Genomic DNA, 25,044 nt, shown 5'->3' on the forward strand with positions numbered 1-25,044 from the left:
AAGCGCGGGTCATACACCGGGCGGTTCGGATTGTCGACCGCTTTAAGGCCCCTCCGGAGGTCTGCTGATCGACCGATTTGCGACGGTGTGACCCAGCGTCGGATAACGGTCACGGCGGACATTCCAAAAGATCTTGGGTACGTTCTTCGCCAATGCTGACGGTCTCACCCGCGTGAGCGAAATAATCGTCAAAAGTCCAATTGGATGAAAGCGGCGACCCATGTTTTCTCACCAGCGCGCGAAAGACGCCGGGCCGGATCGTTGGCTCTTGATTACCAATCTGGTGCTTTGGGCAGCCTTTACGTTCGCGGCGCTCGCTTTTGCGCTGCTGTCGCTGTCGATGCTGACCGGCCCCTTTACCTATCGCGATTACCTTACTGCGATCGGAGCCCGTTGGGATGGGGAATGGTTTTACTTTTTCGGACCCACCGTGTTGCAGACGATCATTTTCGCGCTTCATCTGACATTGATCCTACGCTGGAAGGATCTTGCGCGCTGGACCAGCCAAACGGCGTGGAGCGGTCGAATGGGGCGCCCGACCCGTCAAATGACCGAAGCGACATTACGCCGGATCATTTCTCTTCTTCCGTTGCTGGCATTCCTGAACGCCGTTGCCATGTGCGAGAGCTTAGCCACGGTCCGCCGCCTGGCACTCCACATGCAGTAGTCGCACCTGCCGGATGATTCAATCATCAGCATGGGATGCCGAAAGCGTCAGCCGATCTGCAGGGGCGGATTATCGACGCTCGTCAATGCCCGCTTGAGCTTCTCCATTGCGCGATTTTCGATTTGCCGGACACGTTCTTTCGAGATTCCGAGCCGGGCGCCAAGCGCCTCGAGCGTCGCGGTCTCTTCCGCGAGGCGGCGCTCCCGAACGATCCGCAACTCACGATCCGTCAATACCTTGAGGGCCTCCTTGAGCCATGTCACGCGCCGATCGCTATCGATCTGCTCGCCGACGGTTTCGTCCGGCAAAGGCTTGTCGTCGACCAGAAAATCAACCCGCTCGGCCGGGCCGGAGGAATCACTCTCGGTCATCGGCGCGTTGAGCGAGACATCCGAGCCGGACAACCGCGTGTCCATCAGTTCGACATCCGCGGGCGACACACCGATCGCCAGGGCAATCGTCGCGAACATCGACGTGTTTCCGCCGGGCCCCGGGTTCTGAGAGAGTTTGGCGCGCAGACGGCGCAGGTTGAAGAACAAAGCCTTCTGGGCAGAACTTGTGCCGCCCCGGACGATCGACCAATTGCGGAGGATATAGTCTTGGATCGAGGCGCGGATCCACCACGTCGCGTAGGTCGAGAAACGAACCTCGCGCTCAGGCTCGAACCGCGCGGCGGCTTCGAGCAAGCCCACATGACCTTCTTGGATCAGATCGGCTAAGGGAAGGCCGTAATGACGGAACCGAGCCGCCAGGGCGATCACGAGACGCATATGGGCGGACGCGAGTTGATGCAGCGCGGCCTCGTCGCCATGGTCTTTCCAGCTCTGCGCGAGCGCCCGTTCTTCGTCCCGTTCAAGGAACTTCGCTGCCATTGCGGCTTTGACAAACTGACGTCTCACGCCGGCCATCTGCAACATGGTACCCTCCAGAAGCGTGCATGAGATACGCACGGCCGAGAGATTTGGTTCAAGGATCCGCCAGGATCCTGATCGCCGCGGATGCGACATCTTCGCCCGACGCGACAGAGGCTGGTCGAGCCCGAAGGCTCGGCGCGCGCGTTACTCGGTGACGATCTTATACCGCTGGCCACCCTTCAACGCCGCACCGGCTTCGACGTCGTTGAGAACCCGGAACAGGTCGAGCGGCCGGTCGGCGGCCTTCATCTTCGCCACCAGGCTCTCCTCGGTGTCAGTATCGCTGGCCGTCACGATGTCGATCCGCATCGGCCTGACGTTCTTGGCTTCGTCCGGTGTGATCTTGCGAAACGTATTGATCGACGTCCTGAAGGCGCGATCATCGGCATCCGACAGCGTCTTGGCCGCGAAGATCATGCGATAAACTTCGCCGCCATACCGGATGGCGGCGAGCCTGAAGGTCCACTCGCTGCCCTTCGCGGTCGCGGTGGCGGCCTGAAATCCGTTGACGACGATATTTTCGACCGACCCCTCCTGCAGGCCATCGATCCAGCCCGAAACCAGATAGGCTTGGAGCGTGGTCTCGGCCGGAACATGCACACGATCGAGCCGAAGCGCCTCCTCCCCACCGTTGGCGATTCCGAGGACGGCTTGAGCCGAATTTTCGAGCACGAACCCGTCCGGCGCTGTGAAAGCAAAGCCGAGCTTCGGGTGGACAAACTGCACGCCGCGCACGAACCCTTCCGCGGGATCGTCGCCAAACGGCAAACCATCGATCGCGGCGAGATAACGATCCCGCCCGATTTCGCCGATTCCGGGTGCCCCGATTTGGCGTGCTTCGCCAATCGCCCGCTCGATTCGTTCGGGCGTCGAGGGATGTGTCGACATCATATCCGGCTTGTCGACGCTGGCCTGCCCGAAGAGCGATTGCCGCATGGCGCTCGACCGACCGAGCGATTGCAGGAACCGGGAGGCCGCATAGGGGTCATAGCCGGCTCGCGCGATCGTATGCACGCCGATCCGGTCCGCCTCGAGCTCCTGCAACCGGGAGAAGCTCGCGAGGCTGAGCTGTGCATAGGCCTGGAAGGATCGTCCCTTATTCCGGTCTTCGATGACGTTCGCGGCCTGGCTGATCACGGCCGATTGCTTCTCGATCTCGGCGCGCTGCGTGGCATGTCGTGCTGTGACATGGGCGATCTCATGCGCCATCACGGCGGCGACCTCCGACGTATCATTGGCGAGTGCGAGAAGACCGCGGGTGACATAGATGCGGCCCGACGGCAACGCGAAAGCATTGACGACCGGCGAGTTCAGGATCGTCAGCTTATAGGGGATGCTCGGGACCTCGCTGGCGACCGCCAGCTTGGCCAGAACCTCATCGAGCAGTTTTTCGGTCGCGACCGAATGATATTCTCCGCCAAACACGTGAACGAGTTGCTTGTGCTCGCGAATGGCAGGCGAATCCACACCCGTGGTCTTCGGGGCGGCATCCGGCAAGGCGGCCGCTTCGACGCTCGGTTTGGGATTGGTCTGATCGATCGACGTGCAACCGGCCAGCAGCCACGCCATCGCGCATGCGCCGGCGAGCCCACGCACCATCGCCGAGGGTCGAACGATCCAGCCTATTGCCGTTACCCGCTGACGACCGATCGAGACCGACATCCGCCGTGTTTCTCCTTGCGACCAACCAGTTGAACGAGGCCGTTCCGCCCTTCGTTCGCGTCCGGCCAACGGTCCCGCCGTCTTCATGCTTCAAAAGATACGCTTGTTCCAGCGCCGAGATGCGCTCTCACCGCGTTCTGATCACGGAATCGTTACGGGGCCACAACCATCGGGGCGCTCAGTGGCGTCAGCACCTCGATCTGATCACCGCGTGTCACGTCGATCGAGGCGCCGAACCTGTCGTCGAGATACCCACGAACTCTAAGACTGACCCCTGACAATCGATCTTCGCTCAATGCTAGTTCAGTCAAGATGAACGAATCCCGTCTGGCGAGTCGGATGCTGAAATCGGCCTGCCGGCCGCCCATCGCGATGTAAAGACGCGAGCGGCCGTGGCCGACCCGTGTGACCGCTCCCTCGACGATCGCCATCGCGCCCGTGCTGTTTTCGATAGCCGCCTGATCGGCAGCGTCGAGAACCGCATAGGCCGGGTCGCTCCACAAGCCGATCCGCGCTGCGCGCGCCGCTTGTTCGGCGCGAAGCAGATCCGGCCAGCAGCCATGCGCGTCGGGATCGGGCCGCGCGCGCCCAAGGCCCGCATCCACCATGGCGAGCGCGACCGATAGAGCGGGGCTTGCGGATGAGGGCGCCGCATCCGGATCCGCGAACAGCAGCGCGGGAATGCGATTCCACCGGTCCGGCGCGGCAGCCAGCGCCCGGAGTGTCGCTGACCGGCCGATGAGCCACGCCCGAAGCTTGGCATGTGCCGCGGCGGCTAAATCGGGACCCGTCGCCGTGGCCCGAACCGGGTCGACCCCAACCAGCAGGATCGACCGTCCATCCGCGAGCGTCACGCTGAAATCATCGCCGATGCCGGTTATCCGCACCGCTTCGCCGCCATCCGGCGTGCAGGGCAGGGCTGGGGTGGTCCTGGGCGCTGCCGCGACCTCCCGGGACAGGGCCAGATTGGCAAAGAACACCAGCGCAGCGGCGGCCCGCCGGCCGCGGCCAGCCCCTTCATCCCGACGTTGGTTCATGCTAAGGGCGTTCCTTGAGTGTCCCGGTAGCTCAGCAGGATAGAGCAACGGTTTCCTAAACCGTAGGTCAGGGGTTCGAATCCCTTCCGGGACGCCAACAGGGCCATTCATAGCCGCCGAAATGCCGTTCCGGTATCGCGGGTTTCCGATGATTGCGGCTTGACCGATCATCATGGCGGCGTTCACGTAGAGAGATGTCGGACGGACGGATCGTGCAAGCGCCGGTCCGTCGACGAAGGAGAGCGCAAGAGATGGCCCGTAAGCCGAATTATGACTTCGAACGCAAGGAACGCGAGCGGGCGAAAGCGGCCAAGAGCGCCGAGCGAGCCAAGGCCAAGAGCGACAAAGCCGGCCAGCCAAAGGGCGATGGTGAGGGCGATATCGAGGCCGATGCTGCGGTCGCCAAGGAGCCAACCGCCGAGTGAGGCTTTGCGGCCTCGAGACGACATGACGGCCTCCGGCCGGTTGGCCCAACCGCGAATCGATTTTGTCGGCGGGGCCTTGGGCCACCGGCTTCGGGCCGGTGGGCCGCGAGAGCCTCTGGCCAAAGCCGTCGGGTTTGGCAACGGCCATCGACCGACGATCGTCGACGCGACCGCTGGGCTCGGACGAGACGCGTTCTTGCTCGCGGCTCTTGGTCTCCGTGTGACGCTGATTGAACGTTCACCTGCGGTCCACGCTCTGCTGGCAGACGGCTTGGCTCGCGCCAGCGAGGCAGGCCCGGACATCGCCGTGATCGTGGCCCGCATGACGCTCCTGGCCGGCGATGCCAAGCACCATCTCGCCGGGCTTCGGCCCGACGTGGTGTTGGTGGATCCGATGCACCCGCCGCGCCAGAAGTCGGCTCTGGTCAAGCAAGAGATGCGCGACCTGCGTGCCCTCGTCGGCGCCGATCTCGATGCCCCCGCTCTGATGCAGGCCGCGCTGGCGGCCGCCACCAACCGCGTCGTGCTGAAGTGGCCGCTGCGGGCGGAGCCGATGCCGGGTTTGGAGGCTCCGCACCATCAGGTGTTATCGAAAACGCTGCGGTTCGACGTGTTTATGGTGTGAGAGTCGATTGCGCCGCCGCCAGTCGGGCCGGCGTGTCTTGTGCCCCCATGCCAAGCGCGAGAGCGGCGGCCGTCATGCCGCTCGCGTCTCGCGTCTCGGGGTTTGCACCCCGTGCAAGCAACAGGTCGACGATCTCGACACGATTGAACATCGCGGCCAGCATCAACCCGGTCCGCCCGTCCGGCCCGCAGCCGTCCACCTTGGCGCCTTTGTCCAGCATGAGCGTGATGATCTCGATGTCGCCTTTGAACGCGGCGCCCCCCAGAGGCGTCTGACCTCGATCGTTGGCGAGTTCGGGATCAGCTCCATGGTCGAGCAGGAGGCGCGTCACCTCATACTGCCCGTGATAGCTCGCCAGCATCAGTAAGCTATCGCCTTTGTCGTTGCGAAGGTTCGGCGGGAGGCCGCGCGTGAGAAACTGCGACATCGCTTCCACATTCCCGGAGCGAACGTAGCCGAACACACGCTGTGCGAAATCGATGATTTCATTGTCGAGTTGGGGGCGCGAGCCCTCCTGCGGCTGTTCCATCTGTTCTCCTTTACTTGGCGTGGGCCTTCAACCGCGCCCGCCCTGTCATGCCACTGAATGGAACCGGTCCCGGTGCCGGTCAAGGTTTGCTCACCCCTTGGCGGGGGTTGTCGCCAGCGACCGATCGATGTGCCGCAAAGCATGGCGCATCGGTTCGCTCGAGACTTTGACCAAGCCGTCGAGAGGTCCATCGAGTTCCAAAATGACAAAAAACGCGCCTGCCACAGCCACCGCCACGAGAAAGACGAAAACCGCCGCGAGCTCGTTGCGCGGTGCGCTCAAGCCAAAGCTGAAGAAGACGATGACGAGCCAGCCGGCGAGCATGTCGTAGAACGGGATCGTGATGGCGCTTTTCGCCTCGTCGATCAGGACCCACCGCTGGTCGAGCACGCGGTCGAGCCGCACCAAGCAACTCGCGCGGATCGAGCTATCCTCCGGGCTCGAGACTGCGACGCGCTGCAATTGGCTCTGAATGTGGAGCAACAATTCTCCGAGGTTGCCGGCGTCGAATTCATCCTCTTGGCTATCTGCTTTCGGGTATTGGCCGCTCGGCGGCGTCTCTTCCGGCCAGGTGCTGGCCAAGGCAGACGCCGTATAGGCTCTGAGGCTCGTTCGGATCGGGACGGTTCCCGCACCGAGGTTCTCGAGACAACCGGTCAGCCGAATGAGTTGCGATGAGTAGCCGCGCAGGTCCTGTTCGGTTTTTTCAAAGCTGCTGTTGACCGACGTGATCAGAAGGCTGGTGACCAGCGCCGTGAATGTCACCAGCAAGCCTGTCACCAATCGGGTGAAGTCGATCGTTTCGCGCGTCCGATGCCGCTCCGGCAAACGAGCGGCGACGAGCGAACCGATGATCGCGCTGGCGCAGAGCAGCAGGAAAATCAGGCCTGACGAAAGAAGGTCGGTCATCGCTCGCTGGTGTTCATGAAGGAGTCGTCGTCTGAAAGTCTGTCGCCGCGTCCATCGTCCCGCTCTGCACCTTAGCGGATCGATGCAGATCGGCATGCTGTTTTTGCGTCGTCCCGCCCTCTCGATAAAAGCCGTGTCGATGCCTCGCGGTGGTGGTCGTTATGGGCTATGGCGACGCGAGCGCGCCCGCGCGCCTCGCCAAAGGTGATTGACATCCGGATGCCTAAGTCGTTGCTCCTCGCCGCCCTGGTCGGGCTGGCGCTCGTGATCGCGCTGATCGCCTATTATGGCGCGTCTTCTGTCTTCGATGCGGTGACGGCAGTGGGGTGGGGTGCCGCCTTGGTGGCGTTGGTGCGGGCCGGCGAGACGAGTGGGGCGGGGCTCGCCTGGTGGTTCGTGGTCCCGGGAGCGGCCGGTCCGCTGGTTCGAATCTGCATGATGCTGCGCTGGCTTCGCGAAGCGATCAACTCGCTTCTCCCGGTGGCCCAAGTCGGGGGGGACCTCATCGGCGCGCGGCTTCTCACCTTCTGGGGGGTACCCGGTGGGGCCGCCGGCGCCAGCGTCGTGGTCGATCTCTTCGTCCAGACCGTGACGCAATTCTTTTTCACGCTGATCGGCCTCGCTTGCCTGATCCAAGCCGGCGGCGACACCGGTATCGTGCGCGCGGCGGCGATCGGCCTCGCGATTCTCGGCCCGGCCCTGATCGGCTTTTTCGTGGCCCAGCGGTTCGGCGGATTTCGTTTCGTCGAGCAGGCGATGCTGCGGCTCGCCAAAGACCCCAAATGGGCGTCGCTCGGCGGCATTTCCTCCCTGAACGACCGGTTGCAGGAGATCTACCGACATCCGCTCGGGCTTGCGATTTGTTTCGCGATCCATTTTGCAATCTGGTTCTTCGGCGTTCTCGAAGTCTACACCGCGCTGCATTTCATGGGTTACCCGGTCGATTACCGCACCGCGTTGGTCATCGAGAGCCTGGGGCAGGCGGTGCGTGGAGCGGCCTTCGTGGTGCCTGGCGCAATCGGCGTTCAAGAGGGCGGCTTCATCGCGCTTTGTGCCGTCTTCGGCATTCCAGCCCCGACCGCCATCGCGCTCTCGCTGGTCAAGCGGTTGCCGGAAATCGCGCTCGGGATTCCCGGCCTGATGATCTGGCAGGGGATCGAGGGTCGCCAGCTCTTGCGCGCCACCCGCAACAGCCCCTAAGCCGTGTCGCGAACCCCTCATCGCCCGCTCACAATGGTGACATAGTCTTCGCCGTAAAAGCGCCGACAGAGAGCTCGATGAGGGCTTTGTGACGCAGAGCGATTCTCGACCGCTTGCACAATCAACGTGAGATCAACGATGCAACATGTCTCTCGACGGACCCTTCTGGCCACCGCGCTGGCGTCGCTGGCCGGCTTGGCCGCCCCGTCCGTCGCGATTGCGGACGGTCTGCCGACCCAGCCGGTCGCCGATTTCTACAATACCCTGATGGACAGCATGCGGCACGCGCGGGAACTCAAGGTCAAGGGCCGCTACGAGCTGCTCGAACCCGTGATGCTGAAAAGCTTCGACGTGCCCGTCATGGTCAAGATGGCGGTCGGACGGGAATTCACGGCAATGTCGGCCGACGATCAGGCCCGGCTGCAGACGGCGTTCGGCAAGCTGCTGGTCGCGAGTTTTGCCAGCGAATTCGATGACTTCAAGGGCGAGAAATTCACCATCGACGATCAAACCGCCGATCGGAACGAGGGCAAGCTGGTGAAGAGCAAATTCGTTGGAACGGGTGCGCCCGTCGATCTCAACTATCTCGTCCGCAATACTGCCGGAAGCTGGCGGATCGTCGACGTTTATCTGAATGGGACTATCAGCCAGCTTGCGACGTGGCGGTCGAAATTTGGCGCGACGTTGAAGACCGGCGGCGCCCCTGCGATGATCCAGGCCGTCGAGCAGCAGACCGCCAAATATATGGCTGCGATCTGAGCCCAGCATTCGGCTCCGCCGCCGGCATCGTGGCGATCCTGTTTGGCGTGCTCGCGGTCGCGGGCTGCGCTTTTTCGCTGTTTGCGATCGTGGCGACGCGGTCCTATAGGCGGCGTGTCGGAGCGGTCTGCGACACCTATCCGTCGGTTTCAATCCTCAAGCCGCTCTATGGTTTGGAACCGAACCTGTTCGATAATCTCGCAGGCTTCTGCCGGCAGGATTATCCGGCCGAGGTCGAGATCATTTTCGGCGTGCGAGACGGAAGCGACCCCGCTGCTGCTATCGCCCGGCAGGTCATCGCGGCGTTCCCGCAGGTAGCGACCCGCCTCGTGATCGATCCGCGGCAGTATGGGCAAAACGGCAAGATCTCCAACCTGATGAACATGCAGCCGTCTGTGACGCATGAGGTTGTGATTCTGGCCGATAGCGACATGGTGGTGGACCCCACTTACTTGCGCGATGTTGTCGACGCGCTCTCTGGCCCCGACGTCGGGCTGGTCACCTGCCTTTATCGGGGGCTCAGCGTCCCCGGCTTCTGGTCGCGACTTTCGGCGCGGGGAATCGACGATCACTTCTTGCCGAACGTCATCGTTGGCCTGACGCTCGGGTTGGCCAAACCCTGTTTCGGATCAACGATCGCGTTGCGCGCCGACACGCTGTTGCGGATCGGCGGCTTTGCGACCTTCAAAGATGTGTTGGCGGACGACAATGCCATGGGGCAGGCGGTGCGGGGTCTCGGGCTGCGGGTCGCGGTTCCGGCTCGTCCCGTGCTTGGACATGTCTGCGGGTCGACCACCTTCGCGGCTTTGTTTCGTCAGGATTTGCGCTGGTCGCGGACCATCAAGTCTGTCGATCCGGCAGGATTTGCCGGCTCGATCGTGACTAATCCGCTACCCCTCGCAATAATCGTCATAGCAATTGGCGGTTTTGACATCGTGAGCGGAGCCCTGCTCATGGCTACGCTTGCGTGTCGCCTCGCGCTGCAGGTAGAAATCCATCAACTAACCGGCGTGAAAGTCAGGAGCTTGTGGCTCGGGCCTTTGCGCGACCTCGTCTCGTTCGCCGTTTTCATCGCGAGTTTCTGGCCCGGATCCTTGGATTGGCGCGGTCATAAGTTCGCCGTGCAGTCCGATGGAACCATGGCTTCGACAGATTCGACAGGATCATGATGCGCACACTTTTTCTACAGGCTCCTTCATTCGACGGTTTCGACGGCGGCGCGGGCTCCCGCTATCAGGCGAAGCGCGAGATCAAGTCCTTCTGGTATCCGACCTGGCTGGCTCAGCCGGCCGCGCTCGTCGAGAATTCCAAACTGATCGACGCCCCGCCGCATAAGACCAAGCTGGCCGAGGTCACCGCGCAGGCGAAGGATTTCGACCTCACCATCATGCACACGTCCGTGCCGTCCTTTAATTCAGACGTGAAGGTGGCGCAGGCCCTGAAGGCCGCCAATCCGTCGATGAAGATTGGCATGATCGGCGCCAAGGTGGCGGTGCAGGCCGACAAGAGCCTCGAACAGGCATCGGTCATCGATTTCGTGGCACGCAACGAGTTCGATTTCACGGTCAAGGACGTGGCGGACGGCCAGAACTGGGCGTCGATCCCGGGCCTGTCGTTCCGCAATGAATCCGGCGTGATCGTGCATAACAAAGACCGTCAGATCCTCGAGAACATGGATCTGCTGCCGTTCGTGACCCCGGTCTACAAGCGCGACCTGGTGATGGAAAACTACTTCATCGGCTATCTGAAACACCCCTATATTTCGATCTACACCGGCCGTGGCTGCAAATCGCGCTGCACCTTCTGCCTCTGGCCGCAGACGGTCGGCGGCCATCGCTACCGCACCCGCTCGGTCGACCACGTCATCGAGGAGATTGTCTGGGCCAAGAAGAATTTTCCGCAGACCAAGGAATTTTTCTTCGACGATGACACGTTCACGGACGACTTGCCGCGTGCCGAAGCCATTGCGGCTCGCCTTGGTCAGCTTGGCATTCAATGGTCGTGCAATGCGAAGGCCAACGTGCCGCGCGAGACCCTGAAAAAGCTGAAAGACGGCGGCCTACGCCTGCTGCTGGTCGGCTACGAGTCCGGCAACCAGCAGATCCTTTACAATATCAAGAAGGGCATGCGGATCGAAGTCGCCGAGCAGTTCACCAAGGATTGCCACGAACTCGGCATCGCGATCCATGGCACGTTCATCCTGGGTCTGCCGGGCGAGTCGCGGGAGACCATTCAGGAGACGATGCGGTTCGCTCGCAAGATCAATCCGCACACGATCCAGGTTTCGCTCGCGGCTCCTTATCCGGGCACGTTCCTGTTCAATCAGGCGGTCGAGAATGGCTGGTTGGACGAGTCGAATGCGGAACTCGTCGATGATAGCGGCGTGCAGATCGCACCGTTGCACTACCCTCATCTCAGCCATACCGAGATCTTCGAGTCGGTCGAGACCTTCTACCGGAGCTTCTATTTCCGCTCGGGCAAGATCGCGTCGATCGTCGGCGAGATGGTGCGGAGCCCGGACATGATGAAGCGCCGCCTGCGCGAGGGCGTGGAATTTTTCCACTTCCTCAAGGAGCGCCGCAACCTCGCGGCCTAACAGCCGCCCTCGCGGCTTAATGGCTGCACCTTACTGGTTTGAACGCCCCGCCTCTCGGTGGGGCGTTGGCTTGTGGAAAGCTCGGCGAGAAAGCCGCCACGGCTTGACCCCGATGAAGCCTTCGCGGAGCGTGCGTCCCGATAGGCCTGCGGGGCCTCCGGGGGCCTGAACCATGAAAGACTTGATTGTCACGGCCGACGATTTCGGTCTCGCAATCGAGGTCAATGACGCGGTCGAGGAAGCCCATGCGATGGGGATCCTGACGGCTGCCAGCCTCATGGTGGGATCCCCCGCCTGCGCCGATGCGGTGGAGCGGGCTCATCGGCTCCCCAAATTGCGGGTCGGGCTTCATCTGACGCTCGTCGAGGCCACCCCGGTTCTACCGCCGGGATTGGTCCCCGATCTCGTCGATGCAAACGGGATGTTTCGGTCCGACATGGCGAAGGCCGGCGCTGCCATGTTCTTCCGACCATCGGTGCGCCGACAGTTGGAAGACGAGATCGATGCTCAGTTCGCGGCCTTTCTGGCAACGGGCTTGATGCTCGATCACGTCAACGCTCATAAGCATTTTCACCTGCATCCGACGATCGCCGGGACGTTGATCGCGGTGGGACATCGCTACGGCATGCGGGCCGTGCGGGTTCCGTCCGAGCCGCTCGGCATCGTGCGCCGGATCGATCCCGCGTCGCCGCTCGCCATCCCGGCTCTCACAGCTCCGTTTACGCGCATGCTCCGCAACCGCATGGTGCGAGCCGGGCTCGTCGTGCCGGATCAGGTCTTCGGTCTCGCGTGGTCGGGCGCCATGACGACCGACAAGCTCGTCGCGATCCTCGATCGCCTCCCCCCGGGCCTGACCGAGATTTATACGCATCCCGCCACGAGCGGGGCTTTCGTCGGTGCCGCTCCGGGTTATCGCTATGCCGAGGAACTTGCGGCTTTAACGTCGGAGCCGGTCAAAGCGGCCCTGGAGCGAAGCCACGCACTCACGGGTGGGTTCGCCGACTTCGGCTGAGCGGACCCTCCGAAACGCGCCGCAAGACAGCAAAAAGGCGGCTTTCAGTCGATCAGGCCGCCTTGCGCAGGTTGGTCGCGAGATCATGGTCGATCGGCTCGACATGCTTCTTGCGTGGCGGACCCATCAGTGCGGTTTGAAACACCACAGCCATAAACAGCGTGCAGGCGAGCGACAAGGCGAGCAATTCGCCCATCGAGGCCGTGCCTGGATGTTTCGAAGACCACAAGCTGCCGAACGCCACGGCCGTGCAGAGCGCACTGAAGAACACGGCGCGCGTGAGGCTCGAGGTCAACATGCTGGTTTCGCCGCTGCGCCATGCCAGGACGAAGTAGATCTTGAACGCGACACCGAGCCCCAGGAGCAGCGGGAGCGCGATGATATTGGCGAAGTTCAGCGGCAGATTGATCAACACGGAAATTTCAAGCGTCAAAATCCCGGCTAGCAGAAGCGGAACCAGCGTCAGCAGCATGTCGCTCACGCGACGCAGCACGACGATCAAGAGTATCGAGATCGAGGCCAGGGCCCATGCGCCAGCTTCGATAAAGGCCCAGATGACCGTGTGGCCGGATTCGCGAATGAGGATCGGTTCGCCGGTCGCGTCGGGCGCGATCGATTTCACGGCAGCGCCGAACTGTTCGAGGTTGCTGTTCGCGTCGCTCAGGTTCTTCGGATAGACCTCGATGCGGGCTTGCCCTTCGGGCGTCACCCAGTTGCGGGCCAGGTCTTTCGGGATCGTGTCGAGCGAAATTTTCTCGGCCGACATCGTGTCTTTGATCTGCGCCAGCAGGATGTTGAGCGGCGGCAGAAGCGACTCCCGAGCCGCTTGCCGCGCTGCCGGATCTGCAGCGCTCAGCTTGCTTGCATCGTTGGAGAAACGCTTGGCGGTCTCGGCATCCGAGCCCGTACCCTTGGCGGACGCACGCATCGCATAGTCGGCAAGGGTCTTGAGCGCCGTCTGGTCCTGCTCGTCGGTCGGGGCCGGTTTGCGATTCGGGGGATCGAGCGTCGATCCGAGCACGCTGGCCGCATCCTGAATGATGGCCAGCTTGGCATCCTGATCCTCGGGCACGAAGCTCTCCAGCGTTGTCACGCGGTTGACTTCGGGGAGCTTGGCGATCTTGGCGCCGGTCGTGGTCGCGTCCTGAAGGTTCGGCTCCAACACCTGGATCGTGTTGGTGGTGGTGTTCGGATCCTTCATGAGGTCGAGGAGTGTCGCGACCGACTCAACCTTCGGGCTGTTCAGGTTCAGCGGATTGAAATCAAAACGCAGCTTGAGCAGGAGAGGCGAGCCGAGCAGCACGATCAGAATGGTGCCACCAATCACAAAGGCGCGGTGACGCTTGAGAAAGTCATCCACGGGCTGGAGCGAAGTGTAACCGACTTCCTGATGCTCGGATGGCGGGTGCAGAACGGTCAGCAGCGCCGGAAGCATCGTGATGCTGATCAAGAACGCGATGATCATGCCATTGCCGGCGATCAAGCCGAGTTCGGAGACGCCCTCGTAATCGGTCGGCAGGAACGAGTAGAAGCCGGCCGCTGTCGCAACGGCCGCGAGCAGCAATGGACGACCGGCCTTGCCGCCCGCCATGACGATCGACCGGATCAGATCCGGCTCCAAGAAACGTTCGTTGCGATAACGAACGCTGAACTGAATACCGAAATCGACGCCGATGCCGATGAACAACACCGCAAAAGCAACCGAGATCAGGTTGAGGGCGCCGACCAACATCAAGCCGAGCGCCGCCGTCATGAGGAGGCCGACGGCCGTGCTGGCGAAGACCGCGAAGATCAGTCGTCCCGACTTGAGGGCGGCCCACAAGATCAGCAGGACCGCCACCACCGTGATGATGCTGTTCAGGGCGAAGCCGTCCTTGACGGTGCCGAACTCTTGATCGTTCAGCGGAACGGGGCCGGTCAACCGCACCTTCACGCCGGTATCGGGCGTCAGATGCAGGTCCGTGATCGCTTTCTCGATCGCATCGGTCGCGACTTCGCCCGGCTCCAGATTGCCAAAATCGAGCTTTGGCTTGATCTCGATGAAGCGGCGCCGGCCGTTCTCGCTCGTCACGGTGGTGTCTTGGCCGGGCTTGTTGGCGAAAAGCGCCTGCCAGGAGAAGGGCGCGACCTTGCCGGCGAGCGCCGACTCGAAGACGGCCGCGAACTTGCCGAACGGGCCTGCGACTTGACTGAGATCGGCATCGCCGCGTTCCACGCCCGCGCCGAGCAGCGACATCGCGTTGGAGAAGCCGCGCAGGCTGGGGTCGTTGGAGAGGGTGCTCAGCAGAGGCTGAACCTTGACGAGCTGGTCCGTCGTCTCCTGAACCTCGTCCGTCGTTTTGAACAGCAACCCGTTCTTGGCATAGAAGCTTTGTTCGGGCGGCAGCTGCACGAACTCGAAATGTTGCGTCTGGCCCTTCAGGGTGTCGACGAGGCTCGTGGCAGCCGCCTGAGCGCGCTCGGACGTCACACCGTCGATCACGACGAGGATCAAATTGTTGTTCTGCGGAAACGCCGTGTTGAGCGCCGTCTCGGTCTTCCGCCAGGGCAGCTCGGTGGAGATCAGCTTGCTGCTATCGGTGTTGATCGCAAAATGCGTGACCGAGTAATAAGCCGATGCGGCCCCGAGCAAAACCGAGATCAGAAGAACGAGCTTGGCATGAAGACAGCAGGCAGCGACGATCCGCTGGACGATTTTGGTCAGCATAAGGTTGGTCACTGTCCGTTGTTTGGTGTCGCTGGCGCAACCGGGGTACCGCTACGCGGGCGCCTTCGATTTTGCAAGTTTTCCGGGGTTTAGGGCAGGCTGCTTGTCGGCGGATTTATCGCTGGCCTAAAAAAGCGGCAAGAAAGCGTCGTCTCGCCGATCCTCTGTTGCATTGCAACAATTTCCCGAGCGCTGGAGCAGAATCTTCACGCTTCCTTGCTTCGGCTTGACGATCTTGACCGAGCTTGGAACAAGCAGCGATCGGCTGTCGCGTCCCGCGTGGCCTAGCGGTTCAGTCATGGCATCTCAGCAGCGCATTCTCGTCGGCGTGGTCGGCGCACCGCATGGCATTCGTGGCGAGGTCCGCGTCAAATCCTATACTGCCACCCCGACCGCGATCGCGTCCTACCGTCCGTTGATATCGGAGGATGGGCGCAAGACCCTGGTGATGCTTGGTCTGCGGCCAGTCAAAGACGATATGGTGGTGGCGCGGTTCGAGGGTGTCGGCACGCGGGAGGCCGCTGCCGCACTCACCAACATGAAACTCTATGTCGATCGCGCGATCCTGCCCGCTGCCGACGAGGACGAATACTACCACGCCGATCTCGTCGGATTGCGGGCCGAGACGAGCTGCGGCGAGCCTCTTGGAGAAGTCATGTCGCTGGCAAATTACGGCGCTGGTGACCTGCTCGAAATTCGCCCGCCCGCAGGCGAAACGATTCTGGTCCCCTTCACTCAAGCTTTCGTGCCGGTGGTGGACGTGCCCGGCGGCCGTGTGATGATCAGCGACGAGGCGTTGGCCGAGGCGGATCCCGACGCGGAAGCGGCCAGCGCGGACGCCCCACAAGACGATGCCGACCGCTGATGTGGCGCGCCACCGTCCTCACGTTGTTTCCCGGTTTTTTCCCCGGCCCGCTGGGATTCTCCCTGGCGGGTGACGCGCGCGACCGCGCGGTCTGGGACGTCGAGACGGTAGATATCCGCGAGCACGGCATCGGCCGCCATCGAGCCGTCGACGATACGCCGGCCGGGGGTGGGCCGGGCATGGTGATCCGCGCCGATGTCGTGGCGGCTTCGCTCGATGCTGCGATTGCCCCGGACGACCCGCGACCGCGCTTGTTCATGAGCCCGCGCGGCAAGCCGCTCACCCAAGCCCGTGTGCGGTCATGGGCGTCCGGCGACGGTGTCGTGATCCTCTGCGGTCGTTTCGAGGGGGTCGACGAGCGGGTGATCGCAACGCGTGGGCTCGAAGAGGTTTCGATCGGCGATTATGTGCTGTCGGGCGGCGAGATCGCGGCGCTAGTGCTGCTCGATGCCTGTGTGCGCTTGCTGCCCGGCGTTATGGGGGCGCAGGCGTCCGGCGTCGACGAGAGTTTCGAGAACCATCTTCTCGAATATCCGCAATATACCAGGCCGCGACATTTCGAGGGACAGGATATTCCGCCGATCCTTCTCGGCGGCGATCACGGCAAGATCGCGGCGTGGCGCAGGGCCGAAGCCCTTGCGGTGACCCGGGCGCGCCGCCCGGATCTCTTGACGAGCCGCCGTAGCGACGCGGATTAGCTGACGGCGGCTTCTTGCTGGGCGACAATATCCGCATCACGAGCCGTTGCGGCCTCGAAAGACGGGCGTTTGGTCATTCGCTCGAGATAGGCTTCAATCTCAGGCAGCTTCGGGACGAGGCCGAAATTCGTCGTCCATTGTAACGCTCCGGCCCACAAAATGTCGGCCGCCGTCATGCGCGCACCAAGCAGATAGGGTCGCCCACGGAGCTGATCTGTGAGCGTCGAAAGCATGCTGTCGTAGGTGCCGTAAGGACAGAGAGCGATGGAACCCGCATCCCGCTTCATGGCTCGGTCGACGATAGCCGGCTCGAACGACGAACCATAGAAAGCCAGCCATCGGAGATAGGGACCACGGAGCGGATCACCGATCGCTGGGGCAAGGCCTTCCTGCGGAAACAGGTCAGGCAGATAGGTGAAGATCGCAACTTGTTCGGTCACCAACGCATCGCCATGCAGGATCGCCGGCACCTTACCCATCGGGTTGACGGCCAGGAACGACGCCTCGCGCTGTTCGCCGGCTTTCATGTTGACGAGACGAAGCTCGTGCGGCGCGGCGAGTTCATCGAGCAGGATGGAGACGCCCGTCGAACGGGTCTGTGGGGCATGGAAGAAGACGAGCTTGTCGGTCATGCAGGGTCCTTCCTGTTTTGATCGAGCGATCAGAGACCGTCGAACAGCGCCGTCGAGAGATAACGTTCCGCGAAGGACGGCACGATGACGACGATCCGCTTGCCCTCCATGCCGGGACGCATGCCGATTTCGAGCGCCGCCGCGATGGCGCCGCCCGAGGAAATGCCGACCGGAATGCCCTCGATACGCGCAACATGGCGAGCGGTGTCGAACGATGTCTGATTGCTGACCGTGATCACCTCGTCGATCACGTCGCGGTGCAGAACGTTGGGCACAAAACCCGCGCCGATGCCTTGGATCTTGTGCGGGCCGGGTTGGCCGCCGGAGAGCACGGGCGAATCCTCGGGCTCAACCGCCACGATCTTCACGCCAGGCCTGCGCTGCTTCAGCACCTCGCCGACGCCCGTGATGGTGCCGCCAGTGCCGACCCCCGCTACAAAGACGTCGATATCGCCGTTTGTGTCGGCCCAGATCTCCTCGGCGGTGGTGTGCCGGTGGATGTCGGGATTGGCGGGATTCTCGAATTGCTGCGGCACGACCGCGCCCGGCGTCGACTCGAAGATCTCCTGTGAGCGCGCGATCGCGCCCTTCATGCCATGCGCGGCGGGCGTGAGCACCAATTCGGCCCCAAGAAGCGCCAGCATCTTGCGGCGTTCGATCGACATCGACTCGGGCATGACCAGGATCAGGCGATAGCCGCGCGCCGCCGCCACAAAAGCCAGCGCGATCCCGGTGTTGCCGGATGTCGCCTCGATCAGCGTCGATTGTCCCGGCTTGATGGTGCCGGCCCGTTCGAGCGCGTCGATCATGCTGACGCCGATCCGATCCTTGACGCTCGACATGGGGTTGAAAAATTCAAGCTTGGCGAGGATCTCGGCTTTGCAGCCCTTCTCGGCCGCAAGGCGCTGCAGGCGCACCAACGGCGTGTTGCCGATCGTATCGGTGATGCTGTCGTAGATGCGTCCGCGGCCATAGGTCGGCACCGCCGCTGAGGCGGTGTCGTTGGCCGGAACGGGAGCGGTCGCGAAAGCGGATGACATCGTAGGCTTCCTCCCGGAAAGAACGTGCTTCTGCCGCAGCTTATCGCAAGTGCCGCCCCTTCAACAGCGGCTTCCACGTGTAAGCCTCGACCGCCTAGATGTGAAAATCGGCCATGGTGGTCTCGTCGGCATCGATCCCGAGCGCGTCGGCGCGGCGGCACAGGTCTTCGATGGTGGTCTGGTCGAGTCGGTCCAGAAAGGCGGCGGTTGCATCCGCGATCGTCGGTTTAATGACGTCGCCAAGCAGCCTTGATGGGGGCGCCGGATCGGTCTTCGGATCCGCTTTCGCGGTGTCGATCGCGCGTGCGATATCGCCGAGGCTGATCCGTCGCCGCTCCCGCGCCAGTTCGTAGCCGCCATGCGGGCCGCGGAGGCTTTTCAGAATGTCGGCGCGCACCAAAATCTGCAGCAGCGACTCGAACTGTCGCGGGGCGACGTCATGGCGCGCCGCGAGCGACTTAGCCGGCAGCGGCTTCGATCGAGCGAGCCGCGCGGTATCCAGCACGGCCGCGATCGCAAAGAGAGTACGCCGCGACAGCATCGGTCAGTCGTCGGCCTTGACGAGCGTCGAGAGAAGGCCGGTCGACCCGAAGCCCCCCGCGCCACGATGAGTCGCGCCGAGATCCTCGGTGACCACCAGCAGGGCCTGTTCGACCCGGGCGAACACCAGTTGGGCGATACGGGTCCCGCGCTCGATCGGAAAGGGATCGCGACCATGATTGACCAGCAGGACCCTGACCTCGCCGCGATAATCGGCATCGATCGTTCCGGGTGCGTTCAGCACCGTGACGCCATGATTCAGCGCCAGCCCAGAGCGCGGCCGCACCTGCGCCTCATAGCCGTCGGGGATCGCCAGCGACAGGCCGGTCGGCACCAGATCGCGGGCCCCTGGCTCCAGCACCATGGTGACGTGGTCGGGCAAGGCCGCCACAAGATCCATGCCGGCCGCTCCGCCGCTTTGATAGGCCGGAAGCTCCATACCCTCGGCGTGAGGCAGCCGTAGCACGCGAACATCGATGGTCATGAGGGCGCTTTCATCATCTCTGCGATACGGGCGACGAGCCGCGCCGCGACATCGTCCTTCGACAGTCGGGGCCAGGATTCGACGCCGGTCCGCGTTAGAAGATGGACCTCGTTCATGTCACCTCCCATGATGCCGCTGTCTGGGCTGACGTCATTGGCGACCAGGAGATCGCATCCCTTCCGGGCCAGCTTGGCGGCCGCGTGATCGAGCAGGTGGTCCGTTTCAGCCGCAAAGCCGACCACGATCGTCGGTCGCTCCGTCGTACGGTGCGCGACGGTGGCGAGAATATCGGGATTTTCCATGAGGCGGAGCAGGGCGGGCTCGTGATCGCCGCGCTGCTTTTTGATTTTGACGGGTTGCGGTTCGGCGGGGCGCCAATCCGCGACGGCGGCGGCCGCCACCAGAATGTCCGACGGCAGAGCCTGCTCGACCGCTGCCAGCATCTGCAAGGCCGTTTCGACATGCACCACCGTCATCCCGGCCGGATCCGGCAGGTCCACCGGCCCGCTCACCAGAACCACCTCGGCACCGGCGGCGGCGGCCGCGATCGCGATCGCGTGGCCCTGCCGGCCGGATGAGCGGTTGGCGAGATAGCGCACGGGATCGACGGGTTCGTGCGTCGGCCCCGAGGTGACGATCACCCGGCGACCTGCCAGCGTCTCGTCAGGTGCGCGGACTTTCTCGGGGGGTCGTCCCGTGATGCCGGGCGGGAGCGCCACCGCCGTGTCATGGGCGAGGGCGGCATCGATCGCGGCCAGGATATCGAGCGGTTCGGCGAGCCGACCCGGCCCATATTCGCCACACGCCATGCTGCCCTCGGTGGGACCGACGAACATGACGCCGTCGCGCCGCAATTGGTCGACGTTGCGGAGCGTCGCCGGATGCAGCCACATGCGAAGGTTCATGGCGGGTGCGACCAGCACACGCGTGTCGGTCGCGAGCAGCACCGTGGTGGCGAGATCGTCGACGATGCCATGCGCCATCTTGGCCAGGAGATTGGCGGTTGCCGGTGCCACGACGATCAGGTCGGCGTCGCGCGAGAGCTGGATGTGGCCCATCTCGGCTTCGTCCGTGAGCGAAAAAAGATCGGTGAAGACTTTGTCGCCCGTGACGCTGCCGACCGACAGGGGCGTCACGAAATGATGCGCCGCCGGCGTCATGACGGCGCGCACCTTGGCCCCCGCCCGGGCGAGATGACGCGCGACTTCGAGGCATTTATAGGCCGCAATGCCGCCGCCGATCACGAGGAGAATACGTTTGCCGGGGAGGTTCGAGGCGTTGGTCAAGGCCGGGCTCCGGGGCGAGGGTCCCTGTTGGCTATACTCCGACTGAAGCACGAAAGGAATGCGAGCTTGATCGCGACGGTGATCGTCGCGCGCCGCGTGTCGAATTAGGCGCCCTTCGACGGGGAGCGCATGTCTTTGCGCGGCGAAAAGCCATTCAGCCGCAGAGCATCCGACAGATCGTGAGCATCGGTCACGCGCCGTCCGCGACGACGCAACGAGCGGAGCAAGGCCGCGTCCGGGAACGGGCAATAGGGCAGTCTCGGAACGAGGCGCCCTGGCGGCATGCCGTCACGCGCGATCGTCGCGAGCACATGATCGAGCAGCCTCCGTCCGCGCTCGTGCAGCAGCACGGATGCGCCCGACGCGCTGGTGCCCGGCGGCAGCGTCGCAGCCTCCTGCTCGAGGATGGCGCCTGCATCGATGTCGGCGACGAGACGATGCACGGTGACACCGAAGGCGTGGGGGTCTTCGGCCAGAGCATGGACGGTCGGAACCGGCCCGCGATGGCGCGGCAACAGGCTGGGATGCACGTTCACACCGCCGAGCGGCGCCAGCATCAGCGTCGTGGCCGAGAAGATCTGGTCAAAATGAAACGAGACGATGAGATCGGGGCGATGCGCCGCGAAAGCGTCCGCAACCTCGACGCCATTGACGTCGTCGACCCGAATGACCGGTATGCCATGCCGCTCGCAGAGGGTGCGCAGCGGTGTGCCCGAGACCGGTGTGGGATGTGGTGCCAAGCGGCCGAGCAGCGGAAAAAGCGCGGTGGACAGATCCGGCAAGCCGAAGTTGACGATCAGGTAGGGCAGAATGCTAAGGCCCGAGCGGCGCACGTGCCGCCCGATTTGCCCGAACAAGCCGCCGGCCTTCGGTCGCTCTGCATTGGATAGGCCCACGAAGGCGATCTCGGCCGCATGATCGACCAGAAATTGCCGCACCGCGCGTGCGTTCGGTAAGGCTTCCAGAGCGAATAGGGCCAAGCGCGGCGGCGACACCGGGTTAGAAGAGCCAGTGCAGCATCAGCGCGATGCCGATGAGCCACAACGCGCCGGTCATCCACCCGAATCGGCCGGCCTGCGCTTTGGCAAGCGCCTCCAAGCTTTCACCCGAAAGGCCGATGCCCTTGTCGAAGCTGGTTTCCAGCGACGATAGGATGCGCTCGCCGCGCACGAGAACATCGGGCAATGCAAGGGAGGCTCGCGCAAGGCTCATCACGCTGGCGCCCGCATCCTGCAGTTTGCCGAGCGGGCCGAGGTTTTCCTCGATCCAGCTCCGCACGACGGGTTCGGACGTCGCCCAGAGATCGAGGCGGGGGTCGAGTTTGCGCGCCACGCCTTCGACCACCACCATGGTCTTCTGCAGCATCACGAGCTCGATCCGGGTGTGCATGTCGAACAGGGCCGTGATCTCGAACAGCAGCGTCAGTAGCTTGGCCATCGAGATCTGGTCGGCCGTGCGGGAATGGATCGGCTCGCCGATGGCCCGTATGGCTTGCGCGAAATCGGCCACGCGATGGGTGCGCGGCACATAGCCGGCCTGGAAATGCACCTCCGCGACCCGGTTATAGTCGCGCGTGATGAAGCCATAGAGGATCTCGGCCAGAAAGCGCCGCTCCTTCGGGCCGAGCCGTCCCATGATGCCGAAATCCACCGCGACGAGCTTACCGTCGTGGTCGGCGAACAGATTGCCCTGATGCATGTCGGCGTGAAAGAAGCCGTCCCGCATCGCGTGGCGCAGGAAGCTCTGGATTACGACACGACCGAGCGAGGGAAGGTCGAGCCCACGGGCTTCGAGGCCCGCCATGTCGGACAACGAGGTGCCGTCGATCCATTCGAGTGTGAGAACTTCCTTCGCGGTCAGGTTCCAATCGATGCGCGGCACCCGGAAATCCGGATCGGCCCCCGCATTCTCCCCGAATTCCGATGCCGCAGCGGCTTCAAGACGGAAATCCATCTCCATCGTGACGCTACGGGCCAGCGTGTCGACGACCTCGACCGGCTTCAGGCGACGGGCATCCGGAAGCCAGCGCTCCGCGAGACGGGCGGCGAAATACATGTCGGAAATATCGCGACGGAACAGGCGCTCGACGCCAGGCCGAAGCACTTTGACAGCGACATCGCGCTCGCCGTCCTGATTGCGGAGCCGTGCTCGATGGACCTGAGCGATTGAGGCAGCGGCCATGGGCTCGCTCAGCGAGACGAACAAGCTGTCAATCGGTTGGCCGAACGCCGCCTCGATGATCGCGACCGACACCGCGCGTGGGAAAGGCGCAACTCGATCCTGCAACGATTCCAGCGCCATGACGGCTCCGGCCCCGACCACATCGGGACGGGTGGCCAGAAATTGGCCGAGCTTGATATAGGACGGACCAAGCCGCTGAATCGCGACCGCGAGGCGGCTCATGCCGACCCCGACGTTCTTGCGCGCGATCAGTCGCGCAACGGCGAGCGGCAAACGGGCTTCGATCGGCACGAGGCGCGGATCGATGCCGGAAAACACGCCCTCGCGCGCCAGGACGTAGACGGCGCGAAGCAGCCGGAGCAGATGGCCTATGGCGGCGAACATCGGGGTCTAGAGCTTCCAGGCCGAGTGGATGGCAACAACACCGCCCGTGAGACGCGTCACCGACACGCGCCGGAACCCGGCGGTCTCGATCATTTCGGCAAAAGTGTCCGGGCTGGGAAAGCGGCGGATCGATTCGACCAGATAGCGATAGGGCTCGGCATCCCCGGCCACGATCTTGCCCATGGCCGGAATGGCCTTGAACGAGAAGGCGTCATAGATCCGGTCGAGCCCTGGCACGTCGACCGAGGAGAATTCCAGGCAGAGAAAATGACCGCCGCGTTTCAGAACGCGATAGGCTTCGGCGAGCGCGAGTGGGATGCGCGGCACGTTGCGGATGCCGAACGCGATCGTATAGGCGTCGAAGTGATTGTCGGGCAGCGGCAGTTCTTCGGCATTGCCGGTCACGAAGCGCATCTCGCCCGGAATGTCGCGCTTTGCGGCGCGGTCGCGACCGACGTCGAGCATGGCCGGGTTGATGTCCAGCACCGTCACGTCGGTCAGCGTGCCGCCGGCCGATGCCACGCGGAACGCGATATCACCGGTGCCACCCGCGACATCGAGATGCCGGAAGGCCGCGGTGCGTGAGGGTTTGACTTGCGCCGCGAAGACGTTTTTCCACGCCCGGTGCAGACCGCCGGACATCAGGTCGTTCATAATATCGTAGCGGTTCGCGACCGTGTTGAACACGTCATCGACGAGCCGCTGCTTGTCGCCGACCGTCACGTCCGAAAAGCCGAAATGCGTGTTGTCCGCACTGTCTGGCTTAAGCAATTCGGAGTGTGCGACTTCCATGGGTTCGTCCTTTGGTGCGTCATGTCCGGCGCGGCCGGACCATAGAGCAGGTCCGGGGCGAACGAAATCGCCAATTCAGCAAATAGCGCGTCGCGACGCTCCCGCGCAAAGGCCCTCTGGCGCGAGCGGTGCGGCATGGTTACGTGTGCGCATCAATCGATCAGCAGCCGAGGCCGATGCCCGAACTTCCCGAAGTCGAAACCGTGCGTCGCGGCCTTGCCAGCGCGATGGAAGGCGAGGTGCTCGCCCGTGTCACCCTGAACCGGCCGGATCTTCGGTTTCCTTTCCCGCCATCCTTCATCGAGCGTCTCCAGGGCCGCCGTCTGATCGCGATGGGACGCCGTGCCAAATATCTGCTGGCCGAACTCGACGATGGGCTCCTGCTCGCCATGCATCTCGGCATGACCGGCTCGTTTCGGGTTCGGGCGCCCGGAGCAGGCAGCCCCGATACAGTGACAAGCCATTATTACCACGAGCGCAACGCCGAGAGCCTGCACGATCATGTGCGGTTCGATCTCGGCAGCGGCATGACGATCACCTATAACGATCCGCGGCGCTTCGGCTTTATGACACTGGTTGAGGCGGGCGGCCTCGACAGTCATCCGCTCTTTCGCGGCATCGGGGTCGAGCCGCTGTCCAACGCCTTCGACGGCGTGACACTAAGCCGATTGATGGCCGGCAAAAGCACGCCGCTGAAGGCGGCGCTCCTCGACCAGACTCTCATCGCGGGGCTTGGCAATATCTACGTCTGCGAATCGCTGCACCGCGCGCGGTTGTCGCCGCGCCGCATGGCCGGAACGCTGGCCCGAAAAGATGGTGGCCCGACTGCGCGAGCCGAGCGCCTGTCCACGATGATCCGCGACGTGCTGAACGAAGCAGTCGAGGCCGGCGGCTCATCATTGCGGGATTACCGCCACACCGATGGGGCATTGGGCACGTTCCAGCACGGCTTCCGAGCCTATGACCGCGAGGGCGAACCCTGCACGACCCCGAGTTGTCGGGGTATGATCCGGCGGATCGTGCAGTCCGGCCGGTCCACCTTCTTCTGCGCCGAGTGCCAGCGCTAGACGAGACGCTCTCGGTTGATCGGCGTTGACAAG

General features: G+C 63.4%; 25 protein-coding genes and 1 tRNA gene. 12 read left to right on the top strand and 14 right to left on the bottom strand.

The window, feature by feature from the left end; genetic code table 11:
- Positions 1-220 precede the first annotated feature (220 nt).
- A complete protein-coding gene (locus LGH83_RS18595; protein WP_227399903.1) occupies positions 221-667 on the top strand; it encodes a hypothetical protein in 447 nt (148 codons plus the stop codon).
- 47 nt (positions 668-714) lie between these two features.
- Here LGH83_RS18595 and LGH83_RS18600 read toward each other — a convergent pair whose 3' ends face one another.
- From LGH83_RS18600 to LGH83_RS18610, 3 genes are all read right to left on the bottom strand, one after another.
- A complete protein-coding gene (locus LGH83_RS18600; RefSeq protein ID WP_131115039.1) occupies positions 715-1,584 on the bottom strand; it encodes an RNA polymerase factor sigma-32 in 870 nt (289 codons plus the stop codon).
- Between the two features lie 141 nt (positions 1,585-1,725).
- On the bottom strand, positions 1,726-3,243 hold the full coding sequence (locus LGH83_RS18605; RefSeq protein WP_227399904.1) for a M48 family metalloprotease: 1,518 nt from the start codon (positions 3,241-3,243) through the stop codon (positions 1,726-1,728).
- A 152-nt stretch (positions 3,244-3,395) separates the two neighbouring features.
- Entirely contained in the window at positions 3,396-4,280 is an 885-nt protein-coding gene (locus LGH83_RS18610; protein WP_227399905.1) for a thermonuclease family protein, read from the bottom strand.
- A gap of 20 nt (positions 4,281-4,300) precedes the next feature.
- On the opposite strand from LGH83_RS18610, the gene LGH83_RS18615 reads away from it, so the two are divergent.
- The 3 genes from LGH83_RS18615 (at position 4,301) to LGH83_RS18625 (ending at position 5,330) form a co-directional block, all read left to right on the top strand.
- A tRNA-Arg gene (locus tag LGH83_RS18615) sits at positions 4,301-4,377 on the top strand.
- A gap of 154 nt (positions 4,378-4,531) precedes the next feature.
- Positions 4,532-4,705 (top strand): hypothetical protein, encoded by a 174-nt coding sequence (locus LGH83_RS18620; protein ID WP_165491107.1) that lies wholly within the window; start codon positions 4,532-4,534, stop codon positions 4,703-4,705.
- A 22-nt stretch (positions 4,706-4,727) separates the two neighbouring features.
- Positions 4,728-5,330: a class I SAM-dependent methyltransferase gene (locus LGH83_RS18625; protein WP_227399906.1), complete on the top strand. Its 603-nt coding sequence runs from the start codon at positions 4,728-4,730 to the stop codon at positions 5,328-5,330.
- Here LGH83_RS18625 and LGH83_RS18630 read toward each other — a convergent pair.
- Both LGH83_RS18630 and LGH83_RS18635 read right to left on the bottom strand, forming a co-directional pair.
- Positions 5,320-5,859, bottom strand: a complete 540-nt coding sequence (locus tag LGH83_RS18630) for an ankyrin repeat domain-containing protein (RefSeq protein ID WP_227399907.1) — start codon at positions 5,857-5,859, stop codon at positions 5,320-5,322. The two genes, LGH83_RS18625 and LGH83_RS18630, sit on opposite strands and share 11 nt — an antisense overlap.
- 90 nt (positions 5,860-5,949) lie before the next feature.
- Complete coding sequence (locus tag LGH83_RS18635; protein ID WP_227399908.1) at positions 5,950-6,768, bottom strand: hypothetical protein; 819 nt, start codon at positions 6,766-6,768, stop codon at positions 5,950-5,952.
- A gap of 219 nt (positions 6,769-6,987) precedes the next feature.
- On the opposite strand from LGH83_RS18635, the gene LGH83_RS18640 reads away from it, so the two are divergent.
- From LGH83_RS18640 to hpnK, 5 genes are all read left to right on the top strand, one after another.
- Entirely contained in the window at positions 6,988-7,968 is a 981-nt protein-coding gene (locus LGH83_RS18640; protein ID WP_227399909.1) for a flippase-like domain-containing protein, read from the top strand.
- Positions 7,969-8,106: 138 nt separating this feature from the next.
- The gene (locus LGH83_RS18645) at positions 8,107-8,727 is read left to right on the top strand and encodes an ABC transporter substrate-binding protein (protein WP_227399910.1); all 621 of its coding nucleotides are present in this window, start codon (positions 8,107-8,109) and stop codon (positions 8,725-8,727) included.
- On the top strand, positions 8,628-9,896 hold the full coding sequence (hpnI, locus tag LGH83_RS18650) for a bacteriohopanetetrol glucosamine biosynthesis glycosyltransferase HpnI (protein WP_227399911.1): 1,269 nt from the start codon (positions 8,628-8,630) through the stop codon (positions 9,894-9,896). Before LGH83_RS18645 ends, hpnI begins: the two co-directional genes overlap by 100 nt.
- The gene (gene hpnJ / locus LGH83_RS18655; RefSeq protein ID WP_131119622.1) at positions 9,896-11,323 is read left to right on the top strand and encodes a hopanoid biosynthesis associated radical SAM protein HpnJ; all 1,428 of its coding nucleotides are present in this window, start codon (positions 9,896-9,898) and stop codon (positions 11,321-11,323) included. Before hpnI ends, hpnJ begins: the two co-directional genes overlap by 1 nt.
- Before the next feature lie 172 nt (positions 11,324-11,495).
- Complete coding sequence (gene hpnK / locus LGH83_RS18660) at positions 11,496-12,335, top strand: hopanoid biosynthesis-associated protein HpnK (protein WP_227399913.1); 840 nt, start codon at positions 11,496-11,498, stop codon at positions 12,333-12,335.
- A gap of 52 nt (positions 12,336-12,387) precedes the next feature.
- Here hpnK and LGH83_RS18665 read toward each other — a convergent pair whose 3' ends face one another.
- Positions 12,388-15,042, bottom strand: a complete 2,655-nt coding sequence (locus LGH83_RS18665; protein ID WP_227399914.1) for an MMPL family transporter — start codon at positions 15,040-15,042, stop codon at positions 12,388-12,390.
- Positions 15,043-15,340: 298 nt separating this feature from the next.
- Between LGH83_RS18665 and rimM the strand changes: the two genes are divergently transcribed.
- Both rimM and trmD read left to right on the top strand, forming a co-directional pair.
- On the top strand, positions 15,341-15,907 hold the full coding sequence (gene rimM / locus LGH83_RS18670; protein WP_227399915.1) for a ribosome maturation factor RimM: 567 nt from the start codon (positions 15,341-15,343) through the stop codon (positions 15,905-15,907).
- Positions 15,907-16,605 (top strand): tRNA (guanosine(37)-N1)-methyltransferase TrmD, encoded by a 699-nt coding sequence (gene trmD / locus LGH83_RS18675; protein ID WP_227399916.1) that lies wholly within the window; start codon positions 15,907-15,909, stop codon positions 16,603-16,605. Before rimM ends, trmD begins: the two co-directional genes overlap by 1 nt.
- Here the strand turns inward: trmD and LGH83_RS18680 are convergent.
- The 8 genes from LGH83_RS18680 to ubiE all read right to left on the bottom strand — a co-directional run bounded on the left by LGH83_RS18680 (position 16,602) and on the right by ubiE (position 23,944).
- Positions 16,602-17,237 carry a glutathione S-transferase family protein gene (locus LGH83_RS18680; protein ID WP_227399917.1) on the bottom strand — a complete coding sequence of 212 codons (636 nt, stop codon included), beginning with the start codon at positions 17,235-17,237 and terminating at the stop codon, positions 16,602-16,604. The genes trmD and LGH83_RS18680 overlap by 4 nt on opposite strands.
- 29 nt (positions 17,238-17,266) lie before the next feature.
- Positions 17,267-18,277, bottom strand: coding sequence for a cysteine synthase A (cysK, locus tag LGH83_RS18685; protein WP_227399918.1), 1,011 nt, complete (start codon positions 18,275-18,277; stop codon positions 17,267-17,269).
- Between the two features lie 94 nt (positions 18,278-18,371).
- Positions 18,372-18,818: an RrF2 family transcriptional regulator gene (locus LGH83_RS18690; protein WP_227399919.1), complete on the bottom strand. Its 447-nt coding sequence runs from the start codon at positions 18,816-18,818 to the stop codon at positions 18,372-18,374.
- A gap of 3 nt (positions 18,819-18,821) precedes the next feature.
- The gene (dut, locus tag LGH83_RS18695; protein WP_227399920.1) at positions 18,822-19,301 is read right to left on the bottom strand and encodes a dUTP diphosphatase; all 480 of its coding nucleotides are present in this window, start codon (positions 19,299-19,301) and stop codon (positions 18,822-18,824) included.
- Entirely contained in the window at positions 19,298-20,587 is a 1,290-nt protein-coding gene (locus LGH83_RS18700; RefSeq protein WP_227399921.1) for a bifunctional phosphopantothenoylcysteine decarboxylase/phosphopantothenate synthase, read from the bottom strand. Before LGH83_RS18700 ends, dut begins: the two co-directional genes overlap by 4 nt.
- A gap of 104 nt (positions 20,588-20,691) precedes the next feature.
- The gene (locus LGH83_RS18705; protein WP_227399922.1) at positions 20,692-21,582 is read right to left on the bottom strand and encodes a formyltransferase family protein; all 891 of its coding nucleotides are present in this window, start codon (positions 21,580-21,582) and stop codon (positions 20,692-20,694) included.
- Between the two features lie 4 nt (positions 21,583-21,586).
- A complete protein-coding gene (ubiB, locus tag LGH83_RS18710) occupies positions 21,587-23,152 on the bottom strand; it encodes a 2-polyprenylphenol 6-hydroxylase (protein WP_227399923.1) in 1,566 nt (521 codons plus the stop codon).
- 6 nt (positions 23,153-23,158) lie between these two features.
- The gene (gene ubiE / locus LGH83_RS18715) at positions 23,159-23,944 is read right to left on the bottom strand and encodes a bifunctional demethylmenaquinone methyltransferase/2-methoxy-6-polyprenyl-1,4-benzoquinol methylase UbiE (RefSeq protein WP_227399924.1); all 786 of its coding nucleotides are present in this window, start codon (positions 23,942-23,944) and stop codon (positions 23,159-23,161) included.
- A gap of 176 nt (positions 23,945-24,120) precedes the next feature.
- On the opposite strand from ubiE, the gene mutM reads away from it, so the two are divergent.
- Complete coding sequence (gene mutM / locus LGH83_RS18720) at positions 24,121-25,011, top strand: bifunctional DNA-formamidopyrimidine glycosylase/DNA-(apurinic or apyrimidinic site) lyase (RefSeq protein WP_227399925.1); 891 nt, start codon at positions 24,121-24,123, stop codon at positions 25,009-25,011.
- Positions 25,012-25,044 lie beyond the last annotated feature (33 nt).

This window comes from Lichenihabitans sp. PAMC28606, from assembly GCF_020616535.1.
Lineage (GTDB): Bacteria > Pseudomonadota > Alphaproteobacteria > Rhizobiales > Beijerinckiaceae > Lichenihabitans > Lichenihabitans psoromatis.